This window comes from Labrenzia sp. VG12 (assembly GCF_002237595.1).
Taxonomy (GTDB): Bacteria; Pseudomonadota; Alphaproteobacteria; order Rhizobiales; family Stappiaceae; genus Roseibium.
This window is the reverse complement of the sequence record NZ_CP022529.1, coordinates 1,911,489-1,927,248: the sequence shown is the minus strand read 5'-3', so window position 1 is coordinate 1,927,248 and position 15,760 is coordinate 1,911,489. Positions and strand designations below refer to the sequence as shown.

17 protein-coding genes are annotated in these 15,760 nt (G+C 60.5%); 5 read left to right on the top strand and 12 right to left on the bottom strand.

What is annotated here, in order from left to right; all coding sequences use genetic code 11:
- Window positions 1-81: 81 nt before the first annotated feature.
- Window positions 82-1,260 carry an aminotransferase gene (locus CHH27_RS09005; protein WP_094071287.1) on the top strand — a complete coding sequence of 393 codons (1,179 nt, stop codon included), beginning with the start codon at window positions 82-84 and terminating at the stop codon, window positions 1,258-1,260.
- Window positions 1,261-1,297: 37 nt separating this feature from the next.
- Complete coding sequence (locus CHH27_RS09000) at window positions 1,298-2,326, top strand: asparaginase (RefSeq protein ID WP_094071286.1); 1,029 nt, start codon at window positions 1,298-1,300, stop codon at window positions 2,324-2,326.
- Between the two features lie 71 nt (window positions 2,327-2,397).
- Here the strand turns inward: CHH27_RS09000 and CHH27_RS08995 are convergent, their stop codons facing one another.
- Window positions 2,398-2,847 carry a GNAT family N-acetyltransferase gene (locus CHH27_RS08995; protein ID WP_198338382.1) on the bottom strand — a complete coding sequence of 150 codons (450 nt, stop codon included), beginning with the start codon at window positions 2,845-2,847 and terminating at the stop codon, window positions 2,398-2,400.
- Window positions 2,848-2,859: 12 nt separating this feature from the next.
- Here CHH27_RS08995 and CHH27_RS08990 point away from each other — a divergent pair, with 12 nt between their 5' ends.
- Complete coding sequence (locus CHH27_RS08990; protein WP_094071285.1) at window positions 2,860-3,660, top strand: dimethylarginine dimethylaminohydrolase family protein; 801 nt, start codon at window positions 2,860-2,862, stop codon at window positions 3,658-3,660.
- Between the two features lie 55 nt (window positions 3,661-3,715).
- Here CHH27_RS08990 and CHH27_RS08985 read toward each other — a convergent pair whose 3' ends face one another.
- From CHH27_RS08985 to CHH27_RS08975, 3 genes are all read right to left on the bottom strand, one after another.
- Window positions 3,716-4,927 carry a hypothetical protein gene (locus tag CHH27_RS08985; protein WP_094071284.1) on the bottom strand — a complete coding sequence of 404 codons (1,212 nt, stop codon included), beginning with the start codon at window positions 4,925-4,927 and terminating at the stop codon, window positions 3,716-3,718.
- A 121-nt stretch (window positions 4,928-5,048) separates the two neighbouring features.
- Window positions 5,049-6,419, bottom strand: coding sequence for a TIGR03808 family TAT-translocated repetitive protein (locus tag CHH27_RS08980; protein ID WP_094071283.1), 1,371 nt, complete (start codon window positions 6,417-6,419; stop codon window positions 5,049-5,051).
- A gap of 157 nt (window positions 6,420-6,576) precedes the next feature.
- The gene (locus CHH27_RS08975) at window positions 6,577-7,050 is read right to left on the bottom strand and encodes a YHS domain-containing (seleno)protein (protein ID WP_094071282.1); all 474 of its coding nucleotides are present in this window, start codon (window positions 7,048-7,050) and stop codon (window positions 6,577-6,579) included.
- A 205-nt stretch (window positions 7,051-7,255) separates the two neighbouring features.
- On the opposite strand from CHH27_RS08975, the gene CHH27_RS08970 reads away from it, so the two are divergent.
- Window positions 7,256-7,837 carry a TetR/AcrR family transcriptional regulator gene (locus CHH27_RS08970; protein ID WP_094071281.1) on the top strand — a complete coding sequence of 194 codons (582 nt, stop codon included), beginning with the start codon at window positions 7,256-7,258 and terminating at the stop codon, window positions 7,835-7,837.
- A gap of 30 nt (window positions 7,838-7,867) precedes the next feature.
- Here CHH27_RS08970 and CHH27_RS08965 read toward each other — a convergent pair whose 3' ends face one another.
- The 4 genes from CHH27_RS08965 to meaB all read right to left on the bottom strand — a co-directional run bounded on the left by CHH27_RS08965 (window position 7,868) and on the right by meaB (window position 10,438).
- Window positions 7,868-8,329, bottom strand: coding sequence for an SRPBCC domain-containing protein (locus tag CHH27_RS08965; protein ID WP_094071280.1), 462 nt, complete (start codon window positions 8,327-8,329; stop codon window positions 7,868-7,870).
- Window positions 8,322-8,624 (bottom strand): helix-turn-helix transcriptional regulator, encoded by a 303-nt coding sequence (locus tag CHH27_RS08960; RefSeq protein ID WP_094071279.1) that lies wholly within the window; start codon window positions 8,622-8,624, stop codon window positions 8,322-8,324. Before CHH27_RS08960 ends, CHH27_RS08965 begins: the two co-directional genes overlap by 8 nt.
- A gap of 207 nt (window positions 8,625-8,831) precedes the next feature.
- Window positions 8,832-9,443: a peptidase C15 gene (locus CHH27_RS08955; protein ID WP_094071278.1), complete on the bottom strand. Its 612-nt coding sequence runs from the start codon at window positions 9,441-9,443 to the stop codon at window positions 8,832-8,834.
- Window positions 9,440-10,438, bottom strand: coding sequence for a methylmalonyl Co-A mutase-associated GTPase MeaB (gene meaB, locus CHH27_RS08950; protein WP_094071277.1), 999 nt, complete (start codon window positions 10,436-10,438; stop codon window positions 9,440-9,442). The genes CHH27_RS08955 and meaB overlap by 4 nt, the downstream gene beginning before the upstream one ends.
- Before the next feature lie 188 nt (window positions 10,439-10,626).
- Between meaB and CHH27_RS08945 the strand changes: the two genes are divergently transcribed.
- Window positions 10,627-11,664, top strand: coding sequence for a phytanoyl-CoA dioxygenase family protein (locus CHH27_RS08945; protein WP_094071276.1), 1,038 nt, complete (start codon window positions 10,627-10,629; stop codon window positions 11,662-11,664).
- A 221-nt stretch (window positions 11,665-11,885) separates the two neighbouring features.
- Here the strand turns inward: CHH27_RS08945 and CHH27_RS08940 are convergent, their stop codons facing one another.
- The 4 genes from CHH27_RS08940 to CHH27_RS08925 all read right to left on the bottom strand — a co-directional run bounded on the left by CHH27_RS08940 (window position 11,886) and on the right by CHH27_RS08925 (window position 15,759).
- Complete coding sequence (locus CHH27_RS08940; RefSeq protein WP_094071275.1) at window positions 11,886-12,476, bottom strand: DUF1131 family protein; 591 nt, start codon at window positions 12,474-12,476, stop codon at window positions 11,886-11,888.
- 151 nt (window positions 12,477-12,627) lie between these two features.
- Window positions 12,628-13,209: a TIGR00730 family Rossman fold protein gene (locus CHH27_RS08935; RefSeq protein ID WP_094071274.1), complete on the bottom strand. Its 582-nt coding sequence runs from the start codon at window positions 13,207-13,209 to the stop codon at window positions 12,628-12,630.
- 56 nt (window positions 13,210-13,265) lie between these two features.
- On the bottom strand, window positions 13,266-14,654 hold the full coding sequence (locus CHH27_RS08930) for a dipeptidase (protein ID WP_094071273.1): 1,389 nt from the start codon (window positions 14,652-14,654) through the stop codon (window positions 13,266-13,268).
- Window positions 14,655-14,817: 163 nt separating this feature from the next.
- Window positions 14,818-15,759: a cation transporter gene (locus CHH27_RS08925; RefSeq protein ID WP_094071272.1), complete on the bottom strand. Its 942-nt coding sequence runs from the start codon at window positions 15,757-15,759 to the stop codon at window positions 14,818-14,820.
- Window position 15,760: the final 1 nt, after the last annotated feature.

Below are 15,760 nucleotides of genomic sequence, written 5' to 3'. Positions count from 1 at the left end.
TTGACCACGGGGAGCGCGGAATTCGCTCGACGGACCACCGGTGGAGGATTAGAACCGGCGAAAACAGGCCCGGGAGGAAACATGAAACCGACCAATCCGGTCTTTACCGGCATCGACACGACCGTGTTTGAAACCATGTCCCGCCTGGCCATGGCGCACGAGGCCGTCAATCTCGGTCAGGGCTTTCCGGATGTGGATGGACCCGAAGACATCCGGGGCGTTGCCGCAGAGGCGCTGATCGCCGGCCCGAACCAGTATCCACCCATGCTCGGTCTGCCCGCGTTGCGACAGGCCGTCGCCGATGCCAACAAGCGTTTTTATGGTCTGGACGTCGATCCGGGCTCTGAAGTCATGGTGACATCCGGCGCAACCGAAGCACTGGCCGACTGCCTGTTCGCGCTGGTGTCGCCCGGCGACGAGGTTGTCCTGATCGAGCCGCTGTACGACTGTTATCTGCCGCTGGTGAAGCAGGCTGGCGGCGTTCCCGTCCGTGTGCGCGTGACGCCACCCACCTGGGGTCTCGACAGGGAGGCGCTCAGGCAGGCATTTTCAGAAAAGACCAAGGCCATTCTCATCAACAACCCGATGAACCCGACGGCAAAGGTGTTTTCCGAAAGCGAGTTGCAGCTGATTGCCGACCTGTGCGTCGAACACGATGTTTATGCCATCTGCGACGAGGTCTATGAACATCTGGTGTTCGATGGTGCCCGGCACCTGCCGCTCATGGGCTTTGACGGCATGCGCGAGCGGACCGTGCGGATCGGCTCCGCGGGCAAGACGTTTTCACTGACAGGCTGGAAGGTCGGTTATGTGACCGGTCCGGCGGCGCTGATGGACCCGATCGCCAAGGCGCACCAGTGGGTGACTTTCACCACGCCGCCCAACCTGCAGAAGGCGGTGGCCTATGGGCTTGCCAAGGACGACAGCTATTTCTCCGGTCTTGCCGGCGACCTGACCGCGAAGCGGGACCGTATGGCAGCCGGCCTGGCCGCGCTCGGCTTTTCCGTTCTGCCCTGCGCGGCGACCTATTTCCTGACCTGCGGCATAGCGGGGCTGGGGCTTGGCGCAACGGATGTGGAAGCCTGCGAGACGCTGGTGCGAGATGCGGGTGTTGCTGCCGTTCCCGTTTCGGCTTTCTATGGCTCAGACGCGCCGACGGGCTTTATCCGGTTCTGCTTCTGCAAGAGGGAAGAGGTCATTGACGAAGCCCTGGCGCGCCTGTCGGCATTTTTGACTGCCGACCGCGCCGAATCCGCCTAGCCTGTCATCATGCAAGTCGTCTGAAATGAGAAATTACATGGACAATCCAGCTCTGGTCGATGTCACGAGAGGCAACCTCACCGAAAGTCTTCACCGGGGCAGCGTTGCCGTGGTCGACACGCAGGGGAAACTTGTTTTCGCGATTGGCAACGTGGAAGCCCGTGTTTTCCCGCGCTCCGCGATCAAGGCCCTTCAGGCCCTGCCGCTGGTGGAATCCGGTGCGGCCGATGCGCTCGATTTGACGGACGCCGAATTGTCTCTGGCCTGCGCCTCGCATAACGGCGAAGAGATCCATGCCAATTCGGCGCGGGTGATGCTGATGAAAGCCGGCCTCACCGAGGACGATCTGGAATGCGGTCCGCAGTGGCCGAAACGCATGGAAGATGCCGCCCGACTGATCCTGGACGATGAGACACCTTGCGGCTTGCACAACAATTGCTCCGGCAAACATGCGGGCTTTCTTGGGCTTGCCAGGGTAATGGGCGTTGACACCAAGGGGTATGTGGAGCCGGGCCACCCGGTTCAACGAGAGGTCAAACTCGCCATTGAGCAGATGACGGGCGACAAGCTGTCTGAAGATGTCTGTGGCGTCGACGGCTGTTCCATACCGACCTATGCGTCACCGATGCAGAACTTTGCCCGTGCGTTTGCGGCGTTTGGCACCGGCGAGGGGCTCGAGCCCCTGCGCGCCGATGCTGCGCAACGGGTCTATGACGCCTGTATCAACGAACCCTATATGGTTGCCGGTGCCGACCGGTTCTGCACCAGGGTGATGGAGACCTTTCGCGGCCGCGTCTTCGTGAAAACCGGGGCAGAAGGTGTTTTCTGCGGCGCTGTTCCCGAGCTCGGTTTCGGTATCGCTTTGAAATGCGATGATGGCGCAACGCGTGCGGCCGAGGTGATGATGGCAACGGTTCTGGAAGCCATGCTCGACCTGAATGACGAGGAAGCTGCTCTGCTGGACGGTCTGGTCAATCCTCCGGTGTTGAACCGTCGCGGCATTCAGTCCGGCCACATCAAGCCGCGGCAGGACTTTCTGGCAGCCTTGAAGGCGGAGCTGCCGTAGGGCTGACACGAGAGGCTTTGCACAACGCTCTTATCCTCAGGGGGAGGGCATTGGTGTGGTGACTTATTCTGTCAAAGAGTTTTCTTCATCAACACCTTGTTGCCTTTTCTTGATGTTTCGCTCCAGCCGAGATGGCTGTAAAGCGCGACGTTGCCGGGCATGGCGACATGGGTCGCCAGATGGATTTCCTGCGCACCGCCGGCGCGGGCAAACTCTTCGACATGTTCCATCAGAAGCCGTCCAAGACCCTTGCCCTTGGTGGCCGGATCAACGGCGATGTTCATCAAATGGGCGGTGGTGCCGGCAAGATTCAAGATCGCACAGCCGACAATCCGGCCATCGAGTTCAGCGACAAAGACGTTGTGGGCCTCAATGTCTTCCGCAATGCCCGCAGAGACGTCGGGGAGGTCGGGCAACGCCGATTTTACCGGTTGATAGGCCTGGTCGATACAGTTTTTCAGGGCTTCCGCGTCTTGCAATTTTGCCATTCGAATGGCTGGGTGGGCGCTTGTCTTTGTCATTGGAGCTCTTTCATGGCGCATCGTCCCGGTCTGTCTTTCCGTTTCACTCACGCAATCACCCGCACACCAGCCGACAGTGTTGCCAACGGCATCCGGGCGGTGGATGCCGGAGATCCGAGTGGTGAAAAATTCCGGCAGGAACATGGGCTCTATGTGTCGGCGCTGCAAGAGGCAGGGCTGACCGTTGACGTTCTTCCGGCGCTGGAGTCGTTTCCAGACAGCTGTTTCGTCGAGGATCCGGCATTCTGCCTGCCCGAGGGCGCCATTCAGTTGAGACCGGGTACCGCAAGCCGGGAAGGCGAAGGCAAGGAAATCCGCGCTGCACTCGACAATCGTTTTGGCAAGGTCGTCGAACTGCCCGGGGCCGGCCATGTTGATGGCGGCGATGTCCTGATGCTGGATGATGTCATCCTGATCGGCCTGTCGGCACGCACCGATCGCGACGGGGCAGAGGCCTTTGCCAGGGTGCTGGGAGACTGGGGATACAACGCCGAAGTCTGCGAGACACCGGAAGGCGTGCTTCATTTCAAGACCGCCTGTTCCACGCTTGGCGATGATGTAATCCTGGCCACAAAGGTGATGGCCGACAGCGGTTTCTTCGGCCCGCGCAAGACCGTCGTGGTGCCGGAAGGCGAAGATTACGCGGCGAATGTCATTCGGGTAAATGATGTGGTGCTGGTACCGGAAGGCTATCCGAGGACGCTCGCTGCCATTGAGGCGGCCGGCTTCAGGACGGTCGTTCTGCCGACCCATGAGGCCCGCAAGGTCGATGGTGGATTGTCCTGCCTGTCCCTGCGGTTTGCGCTGTCCTAGGAGGTTCCCGCCCGGATAACGCACATCCGGACGGGAACTGTTTCTGAAAAGCCTGTTAAGGCGATACGGTCAGAACAAGTTCAAGTGCATCCCCGCTGATCCGGACGGACGGCGTGATGCCGTCCGGAAAGGCATTAAACCTGGCCCGCTGTGCGAGGCTCTGCAGCCCTGCCGACGAACCGGGGGCGGTGATCAGCGTAGAAACCGTGGACTGGGTTCCAACCGGGACAAAATAAAGCCCTGCATTGATCTCGAGCGTGCCACCCGACACGTCGACGGTGTCGGTCAGGGTGAGGTGTGCATTCAGACCCTTGAAATTGTCGATCTGGAATTTCAGGTTGCCGCCGGACTGCTGGTAATTCCTGACCGAACAGGTGCCGGTCGCCCCCATCTGAAAGTCACCGCTGGTGTTGATGATGGTATGGGCCCTGTTGCCGTTGAAGACCCCGTGCGGGTGGCTGTCGCTGACAACACCGCAGAACTGGCCACCGTCTTTCAGCTCGATCTTGTGGACGTTCGTCCCCTGAATACTGCCCGGATCCTGGAAGTTGTTTCCAACCACCTCGATCGTGTCCTTGCTCCACAGGCTGGCGGTGCCATCGGAGGAGACCTGGCAGATCTTGTCGATTGCGGTTCGGCCCACAATGAAGAAGACACCCGGGTCGATTTTCAGGAACGACTCGTCCTCCAGGGTCAGCGGACCCATGGCGGGTTGTGCGAGTTTCAGGTCCTCGTCCAGGCAGCTTCGCCCGGACTGGCCTTCCGGGGTTCCCTTGACGGTGATGATGGATTGCGCCGTCACAACAGGAAGCCTGTTGAACAGGATCCCGCCCAGGATAAGCCCGCCATAGACGCCCAGTGTCAGGTTGCCGTCGATGGTGAACCTTTCACCGGCGGGGATCTCGAACCCGGCATCGTTGCCGACGGTCAGGTTTGGCAGAGCACCACCGGTGACGCCTTTGAGCCTGGAGTTGCTGCCGTTGCCGTCGATGACGCTTCTGCCAGTTCCGCTGGCCCGGACACCATAGGTGACGGCAGCGCCCTGTTCGACCGTCAGGACCGCAAAGCCGCCATCCTGGATTTCGCTGTTCGTCGAACTTGTAACGGTTGCGTCTTTTTGGAAAGCCGTTGTGTCGGCACTGAGCGTGAAGGACGCCACAATGTCGATTGTGCTTGTCTCTCCGGCATTCACTTTCGAAATCGCGGCATTGAACTCCGCCTCGCTCGAGACGGATACGGTTACGTCTGCAGTCAGTACGTCGGCCATTGGATGCCCCCTGTCAATCAAGAGATGCAATCAATGGTGATATCAACTTCCTAATGCACTCTAAAGGAGGGTGGTGAAATTTGGAAATACACCCTTCGATTTAGATTGCCGCTCACGCGATTCAGGCTGCGACCTGGTTTCCGTGAATGGTCAGATTGGAAAATTCAGAGGCATTGTTGAGCTCACCGGTGGCTTTTTCCAGCCATCGGTAGCCGTTGATGGCACCTGTCTTCGAGCCCTGAACGATGTTCCCCGTGATAACGGCCGCGCCGGCGCCGTCGACAACGGTCACGGCAATGCCGGTGCCGCAGTCGCGAATGACATTCTGCGAAGCGGCGACATTGCGCATGTAAGGGCCCCAGCCGAGCATCAGACCGAATTTGGGAGCGCCTTCAACCACATTGCCGGTCAGGGTGGTGTCGGCTTCCACCGCTATGCCGATGCCAAAACCGGCCACTTCGGGCGGATAGGGGCCGTCTTTCTTGATGTTGCGAATGAGATTGCCGGAACACACGGCCATGCGGCCACCGTCCATGAAGTTTGCGATCGAAATGCCGATCGTGCCACCGTCGACAATGTTGTTGGCAATGACCGCGCCCTGGAAGCCGAACTCCGAATAGATGGCTGTCTCGCCAGAGCGCAGGCATGAATTGCCGATGATCTGGACATTGGAACCTGCATTGGAGCGGATCGCGGAAAAGGCGCAATCGGCGACGCGGTTGTTGGAAACCATCACGCCATGGGCACGGAAGACATTGATGCCATTGCCGAACTGGCCGGTGCCGCCATAGCGGGCGCCGATGCGTTCGACGCGGTTGCCCGAGACAATGGTGCCGTCTTCGCCTTCGCGCCAGCGATGCACCCAGATGCCGCCATTGGCACAATCGGTCACCGTGTTGCCGACAATCGCGAGCCCGGTTGCCTCGTTGGAGCGCAGACCGGCCTCGGCAGCGCCGGAGATGCGGCAGTTCTCGACACGTCCGGAGCAACGGTCAAGCAACAAGCCCATCTTGGTGGAACCGGCAATCTCGCAATTGTCGAGCGTCACGTTCCGGCAGCCGATAAAATGCAGCAGGCCTTCGGTGAAGTCGCCGATCGACCGGTTGGCACCGTCAAAGGTAATGCCGGTCAGGCCGATGTTGGAGACACCTTCGGCGCGGATGAGCTGCCCACCACCCCCCTGATAGACGAGACGGGTTCGGCCCGGAACGCCGACGATCAGGGTGCCCGACGGCAGCCGCAGATTTGCAACCGGGTAGGTTCCGGCCGGCAGAAACAGGGCGCGGCCGCGCTCCACGGCGCGGTTGACGGCGTTCTGGAACTGAGCGGTCTGGTCGTTGGCGGCATTCGGGAGCAGGCCGAGATCTTCCGAATCGATCGATCCTCGGAGATCGGCAACCTTCATCTGGGCATGGGCAACTGTCCCGGAAAGGCACAATGCTGTCCCGGCAAGAAACGCGCGTCGGTTCAGATTCGGTACGAAACGGGTCATCGGCCAGCCATTTGCTCAATTTGCGTCCCGGTTCGGGATGCGGTTCGGTGTCTGGTCCGGAAATCGCAAGTCTCGTGCCGACTGCTTGCATCTTTTCAAAAGAAAACCGGCCGGGAAGAACCCGGCCGGCTTTTCGGTCGTATGGGGCCACAGGGGATCAGAGTTCAGCCGGGTCGGCGTCCTTGAGGTCGCCCCACTTGCCGTCAGCGGCATCGATGAAACCCGGGATGTCGCCGTTCCAGCGTTCCTGAATGCTTGCAGACAGGTTCAGGTAGAGCTTGCCGTCGACGATCTTCCAGAGGTCCGGGTCTCCATCAACCTTGACGCCCATGGCCGTTCCGAAGGCGCAGAAACCACCATACTGCGGCAGGTACTGGTCCGGATTTTCCTTGAAGAGATCGCGGTTTTCCTCCGATACGAAGCGATAGGTCGCGCCATTGTGGACGGCGGTGATGGCAAAGTCGCCGTCCTGCGGTGCGCCGTTGGTGAAATAGGAAACCGGGTCGACACCACGCAGGGCCAGACCGGTCACCGTTGCATTGACGTCGAAGCCGGCGCCAAACGCGCTGGAGACAAGGCCGGCAACAATAACGAAGGCGGCAACGGAGCCGCGGATCAGATTGGCAATCATTTCTAGACACTCCCGAGGGGTTGAAGCTGGCCGGCCGTTTGCGGATTGTGCTGCTTGCCTTTTTTCGGTACCATTTGGTTCCTAATTGGGTGCAGAGCCGCGTTCAACCGGTGTGTTAGACATAGAGTTAGGAACCGATTGGTACAAAACACAAGCGCGTGAGATGTCGGTGAAGAGATCGTGATACAGCCAAGGATGGAAATACATGGCCAGACCGCGTGAGTTCGATCCTGAGATCGCCATGGACCGGGCAATGGCCCTCTTCTGGGATGTCGGCTACGAGGAAGCGTCGCTGGCCGAACTTCTGTCGGCGATGGAGATCACCAAGGGCTCGTTCTACAAGGCCTTCCAGGACAAGCAGTCCATCTATCTGGCGGCCCTGGACCGCTACAATGACAAGGTTGTCAGCGGCACGGTTGCTTTTTTATCGGACGCCAGGCAAGGCACCGGGCGTGACCGCATTCTGGGCCTGTTCGGCCGGATTTCCGAGGCGGTCCAGCGCGATGGCGACCGGCTTGGCTGTTTCCTGTGCAACGCCATGATCGACAAGGCCGGGGGCGGCGAAGCCGAGGCCAGGTTGCAGGCCATGACGCGCCGTCTGGAAGGGGCCTTTCAGCGTGCGCTGCTGGACGACGGCTGGGACATCAAAACGGCCCAAGCCACCGCCCGTGGCATCCTGTCGGCCTATTTCGGCCTGCGTGTTCTCGGGCGTGCGGGCCTGTCGGCCGACATGGCAGCCGACTGCATCGGTCAGGTAGAGCGGCTGCTGGAACCAGATGCAGCGTGAGCGGCTGGTAGTCGCCGCAGAATGGATAGATCAGGCATGATTCGAGCCCTGCGGTGCCTTTGAGGTGAACTCGGCGAAGTGGATCTGCAGGACCTGGCACCAGCCCCCAGAATAGCGCTCGCGGATCTGGGCCGCCTCGTCGGCAAGCGCCTCCCAGCCTGAATGCACAAGACGTATGCTTGTGGTGTCATCCCCATTCGGTTCAAAGGAAACCGAAATCTTCGTGGCAGCTTCGACGGTGCGGCCGACATACCACGCCAGTTCGATCCGCTGCGGTCTTTCTATGTCCGTGACATGGCCCCACACAAACCGCTCTCCGTCCGGAGAGATTTCGATGATCTGGCCCCCTGGTACCGGCTCCATGGACACGATGCCTCTCGACATCGAAAAGGGGTCCATCGGCCACCATTCTCCAATCTTGCCAACGAATGCCTCAAATGCGGCATCCTGCGGCGCTTCCACGGTGGTCTCCACAATGACTGGATCAAGCATCGCTGGACGGTTCCTTTCCAAGTTTCTTCAAGGAATTCTGCCAGTGCTCCTGGAGAAAGCGGCGTAACGCGTTCAGCTGGCGTTCCTGAATATGATAAAGCCTGCTGGCGCCCTGCGGCGTGGCAGCGACCAGGCCCGCGTCTCGCAACACTTTCAGATGCTGTGACATCACCGGCTGCGAGGTGTCGAACCGGTCCGTCAGGTCTCGAACCGTCAAGGGCGCGTCATGCAGGGCGTCCAGGATCTTCTGACGCAGTGGATGCGCCAATGCGGAAAACTGCTCTTCATAAGGCATTTCTTATATTAGGGATATCTTATGAAGCGGGTCAAGATCAAACTCATGTTGGGATCGCACGACCAGAACGGCTGGGAAAACCGAATTGCTCCCGCCAAGCGCTCACACAGGAAACTGGCGATGAGGGTGTGCCGCTGACCAGCGACAGAAGCCACACTGGATCAATTGCCAGGCTGGTCGCGAAGGTCTGTTTGCCGGCCGGGTTTCTCAGGTAATCTGGCGGGCGACTTCCTCGAGGATCTTTACGGCAGCATCTTCCACTTTTGAAAAGGCCGGCCGAGGATCGTCAGGGCCGTCCGGGAGGGCAGGCACATGCACGAAAATGCTCGGAATGCCGGAGCCGATGGAATCCCAGAGCGTGGCATTGCACAGATAGGTGCCCGCATCGTCCGACAACACAGCGGGGGCGTCTGCCAGACAGGCTGCAGCGCGAAGCGGTTCTGCAGGCAGGGTCGAGGCACGAGCCTGTTCGGCTCCAGCAGACAGCTCCGGTTTGTCCGGCAGCTTTCCAGCTGCATCCGGGCGCACCTGGTCGGTCTTGTTCACCGCACGGGTCTCAATATTGATTTCGGGACGGGTTCCGTCGACACCGAAATGGACAATCGCGACCGGCTTGATGTCCTGGCGGAGCTTTTCCGTCACGTCCTGCCGTCCGGTCCAGGTCGTCGGCAGGACATGAAATGAGAAACCAATGCCTTGCCGCGGCGCGGCCATCCGGTCGGGCAGGGACTGCATCAGGTGCTGTGTCGGATTGACGGGGGCTCCCGGAAAGGGCGAAAAGCCGGTGACCAGAATTGTCTTGGGAACAGCTTCACTCATTCATTCAATCCCATCAGGTCTGCAAGTTCGTCAACGGCCAGGGAAACAGCTGTCGTGCCCTCGCGCACTTCAGTTTCCAGCGTGATCAAGCGTTCGCCGGTGCGCTTGTTGGTTCTCAGGGCTTCCATCATGCGCTGCTGCAACATGTCCCACATCCAGGCAACCTGCTGGCGGCTGCGCTTGTCGGCCCATTCGCCGCTTGCTTCCATGCGTTCGCGGTAGATGCCGATCTGCTGCCAGAGCTGGTCAAGACCTTCATTGGCAAGGCCTGAGATGGTGATGACGGGCGGGGTCCAATTGGGGGACTTGGGCGCCAGAATATGCAGCGCTGCCCGGTAGTCGGAGGCTGCCGAGCGTGCCCGCGTGGCGCCGTCGCCATCGGCCTTGTTGACGGCAATCATGTCGGCGATTTCCAGAACCCCCTTCTTGATGCCCTGTAATTCGTCTCCGGCGCCGGGCAGCATCAGGACCAGGAAGAAGTCGACCATGTCGGCAACGGTTGTCTCTGACTGGCCGATGCCCACGGTTTCCACCAGGATCACATCAAAGCCCGCCGCCTCGCACAGCAACATGGTTTCGCGGGTTTTTGCGGCGACGCCGCCAAGGGTTCCGGCGGACGGAGAAGGACGGATGAAGGCATCCCGGTCGACAGCCAGGCGTGCCATGCGGGTCTTGTCGCCGAGAATCGAGCCGCCTGTGCGGGTGGAGGAGGGGTCGACCGCGAGCACGGCGACCTTGTGACCGGCCGCCGTCAAATTGGACCCCAGCGTGTCGATCGTCGTTGATTTTCCGACCCCCGGCACGCCGGTGATGCCGACACGCAGCGCCTTGCCGGTCAGCGGCAGCAGATCCTGGATCAGTCGCTGCGCAATCAGGCGGTGCTCCGCCTTTTTCGATTCGACCAGCGTGATTGCGCGCGCAAGCGCCGCGCGCTTTCCGATGCGCAGGTCTTCTGCAAGGCGGGCCGGGTCAATGGCGTTCGGTCGAGCGTTCATTTCTATGGCTTTAGCGCAGGTTGCGGCAAAGGTCACGGTCCCCAAAGGGCGAAGGCGGACGGCAGGGCAACAGTCCATGACTTTTTGACCCATGCCACGCTCAAGGTAAGGTTCAAGGATTGAAGTTGAGGTCAAAATCCGTGTTAGATACGCCCGATTGAGAAGAACCGTTTCCATCTTGGTGCAGCATGACACCCCTGTCTTATCTGAAAGCCCCGTTCTGGGTTCTGGGTCTTGCCGGAACCGACAAGTCGCCGCGCAAGAACCCTCTTCTGGGCAGCGAAAAGCTCAACAGTTGGGGACTTCATAAAAAACGAGTCGCTCTTGCCGCGAGCCTCGCGGCCTCCAGGCGGGTCCGGCTGGCCCGGCTGGTCGATCCGGAGCAGCGTGCGTTTTTTGACGAGAACGGCTACTTTCTGGTCAGGGATTTCCTGCCGGACGAGGTGTTTGCCCAGCTGAAGGAAGAGGTGTTCAATCAACCTTTCCCGACGCGGGAAATGCGCCAGGGCCAGGCCGTGACGCGCATGACCCTCCTGCCACCCCGGGTCCTTGGCAAGAACCCGGCGATTGCACAGGCCGTAAGGGATTCACGCGCGATCAACATGCTTCGATACGCGGCGTCGCAGGGCGGTCAGCCGCTCAACTTCCTCCAGACCGTCCTTGTCGAACCGCAAAAGGTGAAGAAGAAGGATCCGCAGTCGGATGCCCATGCAGACACATTCCACGCAACCTCCAAGGCCTGGCTGTTTCTGCAGGATGTGGCAGAGGACGAGGGGCCCTTCTTTTTCGTGCCGGGCTCGCACAAGCTCACCAAGGAGCGGCTGGAATGGGAATACGAATGTTCCCTGACGGCTGCAAGAGACCCGCGCTCGCATCACGCCAGCGGGTCCTTCCGCATTCGCACTGACGAGCTGGCCTCGCTCGGTCTGCCTCAGCCGGTCAAGATGGCGGTACCGGAAAACACCCTTGTGGTGGCCGATACGTTCGCCTTTCATGGCCGCACGCCCTCCGACAAGCCGACCATCCGTTCCGAGATCCACTGGCATATGCGCCGCAACCCGTTCCTTCCCTGGACAGGCGGTGATTTCAAATCCCTGCCATTCTTGAAAGACCGGGGCATGCCAGTGCTTATGGATCTCGCCGATATCGCTGATAAAACGCTGAAGATGCGCAACGTCTGGCGGCCGGTTGGGGACGTGATGGTGCGCTCAAAGGCGCATGTCTGAAGCGGTTGGATGAGAACCAGCCTCTCGAGATTTCCTGGTCCAACGCCCGTCCGGGGTGAACTGCCGCACCAAAGGAGTTCATCCTGAGGAGGCGTGTCAGCGGCGTCTTGAAGACTGGAACAATTGTTGTTCCCGGATGCGTTACAGATCCTTGGAGACAGCGCTAGGCGCTTCCTCAGGATAGGCTGTTATTTTTTTGGGGGCCCTTCAGGCTCGGCGAATCAGCTTTTCGGCGTCCAGAGAATCCGCTGCAGTTCGGCGTCAAACAGGTCGTTTTCTGCCGGCAGGCGGTCGAACGGGCCCTGGTAGCCCGGGATGGCGTAGACCAGTTCAACATTCGGGTGGCCGGTCGACTGGCAGATCGCCATGCCGCGCCAGAGGTTCTTGCCCACCCGGCAGTCGGCGCGCGACGTTCCGATTTCCGAGAAGGTCATGCCGATGCGTTCACCGTTCGGGCCTTGCAGATGGTGGGTCACGCCATGAACGGTGCGAACCTTGCCGTTCTGGCCCTTGAACACCTGCAGCACCTGGAAGCCGTCGCTGTTGAAGGCGGCCAGCGCCCACTCGGTGTTGTTTTCTACAGCGGTCTGGATGCCCTCGGTGGTAAAGCCGGGCAGGGCGGCCTCGATCGCCTTCTGGCCGTAAGTCGTTTCGCTGTTGATGCCGCCGATCCGGTCTTCGGTAATCTGAACCAGCGTTTCGTTCGAGGTGCGCACCAGTCTGCTGGACGTACCGTCGAGCTCTCCGGTCGGTGTACAGGCCGCAGCTGTGACGGCAAGAACAGACGCAATACCAAGGGCACTCAGACGCATAACGATACTCGGACATGTGGACGTTGCTTCGCTTTCCGCGAGCCACGAGGGATTTACCAAGTAACGTCCTGTTTGCAAAGGCGACTTTAGACCCCTGTGGAAAGTTCCTGACAAGTGCCGTAGGGGCTTTCAGGGGTTGGCAGGAGATTGCTCAGGTTTCGTCGCGCTTGATCCATTTGGGAGCAGAAGGCGGCTCATAAGCCCTGAACAGGTCGAGCATGTCTTCCGGCGTCTCCGCAATCTGGGCCATGTCGCGCATCACCTTCTTGGTGAAGCCCTCGTCGGTCTGGTGATCAAGAAACCGGATCAGGTGATCGTAGTAGCCGTCGATATTGAGAAACCCGCAGGGTTTCTGGTGGTAGCCAAGCTGGCCCCAGGTCCAGACCTCGAAAATCTCTTCCAGCGTGCCGACGCCGCCGGGCAGCGCAATGAAGGCATCGGACAGGTCGGCCATCATCGCCTTGCGTTCGTGCATGGACCCGACGAGGTGAAGTTCGGTCAGTCCCTCGTGACCGATTTCCTTGTCCTGAAGCGCGCGCGGCAGGACACCGATGACCTTGCCACCGGCTTCCAGCGCCGCATCCGCGACCGTTCCCATCAGGCCGACCCTGGCGCCGCCATAGACAAGTGCGTAGCCGCTGTCGGCAATGGCCCGTCCGGTGGTGCGTGCTGCCTCGGCATAGCTGTCGCGTGTGCCGTAGCTCGAGCCGCAAAAGACGCAAATGGCTTTCATATCTGATCTCCGTCGAACGGGCCTGGCGCGCGGCAGACCCGCGCACCGCCTGAGGATCAGCCCTCGGCCAGTTCCTTCAGGACCCGCGCCCAGGAGCGAATGCCCTTGTGGAAGCTGGTCAGGTTGTATTTCTCATTCGGCGAATGGATCTGGTCGTCTTCCAATCCAAAGCCGATCAGCAGTGAATCCATGCCCAGCATGCGCTTGAAGTCGCCGACAATCGGAATGGAACCGCCCATGCCGATCAGGGCCGCATCGGTTTCCCATTCGTCCTGTAGGGCCTTCTTGCCTTTTTCCAGGACCGGCATTGAAAAATCGAGCCGCAGCGCCGGGCTGCCTTCCTTGGCGATGAATTCGACACTGCAATCGGCCGGGATCTTGGAGCGCACATAGGCGCGGAAGGCTTCCTGGATCTTGTCCGGATCCTGGTCGCCGACAAGGCGGAAGGTGAACTTGGCATGGGCTTCCGCCGGGATCACGGTCTTGGAACCGGCCCCCTGATAGCCGCCCCACATGCCGTTCACTTCGACGGTCGGCCGGGTCCAGATATGCTCCAGCGGCGTGCGGTCGTTTTCGCCGCGCGGGTATTTCAGGCCGACATCTCCGAGGAACTCCTCGACCGAAAAGCCGAGCGTGTCCCACATCGCCTTGACGTCGTCCGGCATCTCGATGACACCATCATAAAAGCCGGGCAGGGTGATCTTGCCGTTTTCGTCGTGCAGGCCGGCAATGATGTTGGCGACGATGTGGTTCGGGTTCTGGGCCGAGCCGCCATACATGCCCGAATGCAGATCCCGGCTGGCGGCCTTGACGATGATCTCGTCGCCAACCATGCCACGCAGCATCACCGAGATGGCGGGTGTCTTGGCATCCCACATGCCGGTGTCACAGACCATGGCGAGGTCACAGGAGAGTTCGTCCTTGTTGGCCTCCAGGAACGGATGCAGTGATGGCGAGCCGCTTTCCTCTTCGCCCTCGAACAGGATCGAGACATCGACCGGCAGGTCGCCGGTTTCCTCGATATAGGCCCGGGCGGCCTCGACAAAGGTCATCAGCTGGCCCTTGTCGTCGGACGATCCGCGCGCAACGATGATCTTGCTGCCGTCTTCCCGCGTTTCGATGATCGGGTCGAAAGGATCGCGGTTCCAGAGTTCCAGCGGATCCACCGGCTGCACGTCATAATGGCCATAGAAGAGCACGTGCGGGCCAGGCTTGCCGGACTTGCGATGTCCGACGACCATCGGGTGGCCGGCGGTGTCGCGCACGGACGCCTCGATACCGATGTCAGTCAGCTCCTTCGCGAGCCATTCGGCGGCTTCGCGGCAGGGGGCCTTGAACTCGGGATCGGTGGAAATGCTCTTGATCTTGAGAAGGTCAAACAGACGCTCAAGGCTCTGGTCGAGATTGGCATCGATGCGTGCCAGGACCTTGTCGATGGAACTCATGACGGATCCTCAAAAATTGGAACTGAATGGATCGGGCCCGAAGACTCAGGCCCTTGAGAAGGCCCTAACAGGCCACAACACGGCGGGCAGCGCAAATGGATATTCTTGGACGCTGCGTCAATTGTCCGAGGCTGTGCGGCCTGCGCAGTTCCGGAAAATTCCCTTAACCGGATTGCAGCAGGTCGCTCGCCGTCACGACAATTTCCACGCGCACCGGGCCAACCGTATCCTCCAGCCGGGCAGCCAGCATATCGCGGAAGGTGTCGACGGCGCTCGCCTCGATCGGGTGTTCAGGGTCCAGATAGGCAACAACCCAGTGCATGCGACCGGCCTGCAGGACGGCGGCCCGGTGAAATCGATACTGCTTCTCCCGGGCAAGATCTCTTGCAGCGCGCGCGACCTTCGCGTGGGTGCCGCTGGGGGCGCTGACGCCGGCAAGATCGGCGAGGGTTGTCCGGAAGGAGGAGAGCGGCTGCCAGATGATCGCCAGGATCAGGATCAACACGATCACGGCATCGCCGATCGGCACATAAGGGGCCAGAACCGTGCCCTCCAGGAAGGGCAGGGACAGGAGGGCCGCTCCGGAGCCGAGGCTGAGCGCACCGTCGATGAGTGCCGCGCGGGCTTCGGTTTTCAAGATGGCGCTGCGTTTGCCGGTCTTGCGGTAGGCCCTGTGAAAATTGAACGCCAGTCCCAGGCAGATCAGCACGATGACCACAGCATAGATCGCGATCGGGCCGAAGATCAGTTCCGGTACGGTGCCGCCGGAAAAGAAGGTCCAGATCTTGCTGCCGGAGACAACCGCGGCAAAGACCAGAACACCGATCAGGATCAGGCTGCGGAAGGTGACATAGAGCACCTCGTCGAAATCATGGCCCCACGGGCGCTGGCGGGTCGGGGGGAGGCCGACACGGGCTCCGATCCGGGCTGCCGCAATGGCCGACACGAAATTGACGGCGGAATAGAGCCCGTCCACGAGCATGGCGTCGGAACGCGATGCCCAGGCCGTCGCGATACCGGCAAAGGCCATGAACAGATTGGACCATTTGCCAACAGCAAGAGCGTTGCGCTCGACATCCCGGTTCTGTGCCGCGGTGCCGTTCATG

Bases quoted from the DNA above. Each gene is read 5' to 3' on its own strand.
- meaB (WP_094071277.1), bottom strand. From the start codon at position 10,438: ATGAACGCTCGACCGAACGCCATTGACCCGGCCCGCCTTGCAGAAGAC.
- CHH27_RS08990 (WP_094071285.1), top strand. From the start codon at position 2,860: ATGGCGCATCGTCCCGGTCTGTCTTTCCGTTTCACTCACGCAATCACC.
- CHH27_RS09000 (WP_094071286.1), top strand. From the start codon at position 1,298: ATGGACAATCCAGCTCTGGTCGATGTCACGAGAGGCAACCTCACCGAA.
- CHH27_RS08995 (WP_198338382.1), bottom strand. From the start codon at position 2,847: ATGACAAAGACAAGCGCCCACCCAGCCATTCGAATGGCAAAATTGCAA.
- CHH27_RS08980 (WP_094071283.1), bottom strand. From the start codon at position 6,419: ATGACCCGTTTCGTACCGAATCTGAACCGACGCGCGTTTCTTGCCGGG.
- CHH27_RS08935 (WP_094071274.1), bottom strand. From the start codon at position 13,209: ATGAAAGCCATTTGCGTCTTTTGCGGCTCGAGCTACGGCACACGCGAC.
- CHH27_RS08965 (WP_094071280.1), bottom strand. From the start codon at position 8,329: ATGCTTGATCCAGTCATTGTGGAGACCACCGTGGAAGCGCCGCAGGAT.
- CHH27_RS08955 (WP_094071278.1), bottom strand. From the start codon at position 9,443: ATGAGTGAAGCTGTTCCCAAGACAATTCTGGTCACCGGCTTTTCGCCC.
- CHH27_RS08985 (WP_094071284.1), bottom strand. From the start codon at position 4,927: ATGGCCGACGTACTGACTGCAGACGTAACCGTATCCGTCTCGAGCGAG.
- CHH27_RS08945 (WP_094071276.1), top strand. From the start codon at position 10,627: ATGACACCCCTGTCTTATCTGAAAGCCCCGTTCTGGGTTCTGGGTCTT.
- CHH27_RS08960 (WP_094071279.1), bottom strand. From the start codon at position 8,624: ATGCCTTATGAAGAGCAGTTTTCCGCATTGGCGCATCCACTGCGTCAG.
- CHH27_RS08925 (WP_094071272.1), bottom strand. From the start codon at position 15,759: ATGAACGGCACCGCGGCACAGAACCGGGATGTCGAGCGCAACGCTCTT.
- CHH27_RS08970 (WP_094071281.1), top strand. From the start codon at position 7,256: ATGGCCAGACCGCGTGAGTTCGATCCTGAGATCGCCATGGACCGGGCA.
- CHH27_RS08975 (WP_094071282.1), bottom strand. From the start codon at position 7,050: ATGATTGCCAATCTGATCCGCGGCTCCGTTGCCGCCTTCGTTATTGTT.
- CHH27_RS08940 (WP_094071275.1), bottom strand. From the start codon at position 12,476: ATGCGTCTGAGTGCCCTTGGTATTGCGTCTGTTCTTGCCGTCACAGCT.
- CHH27_RS09005 (WP_094071287.1), top strand. From the start codon at position 82: ATGAAACCGACCAATCCGGTCTTTACCGGCATCGACACGACCGTGTTT.
- CHH27_RS08930 (WP_094071273.1), bottom strand. From the start codon at position 14,654: ATGAGTTCCATCGACAAGGTCCTGGCACGCATCGATGCCAATCTCGAC.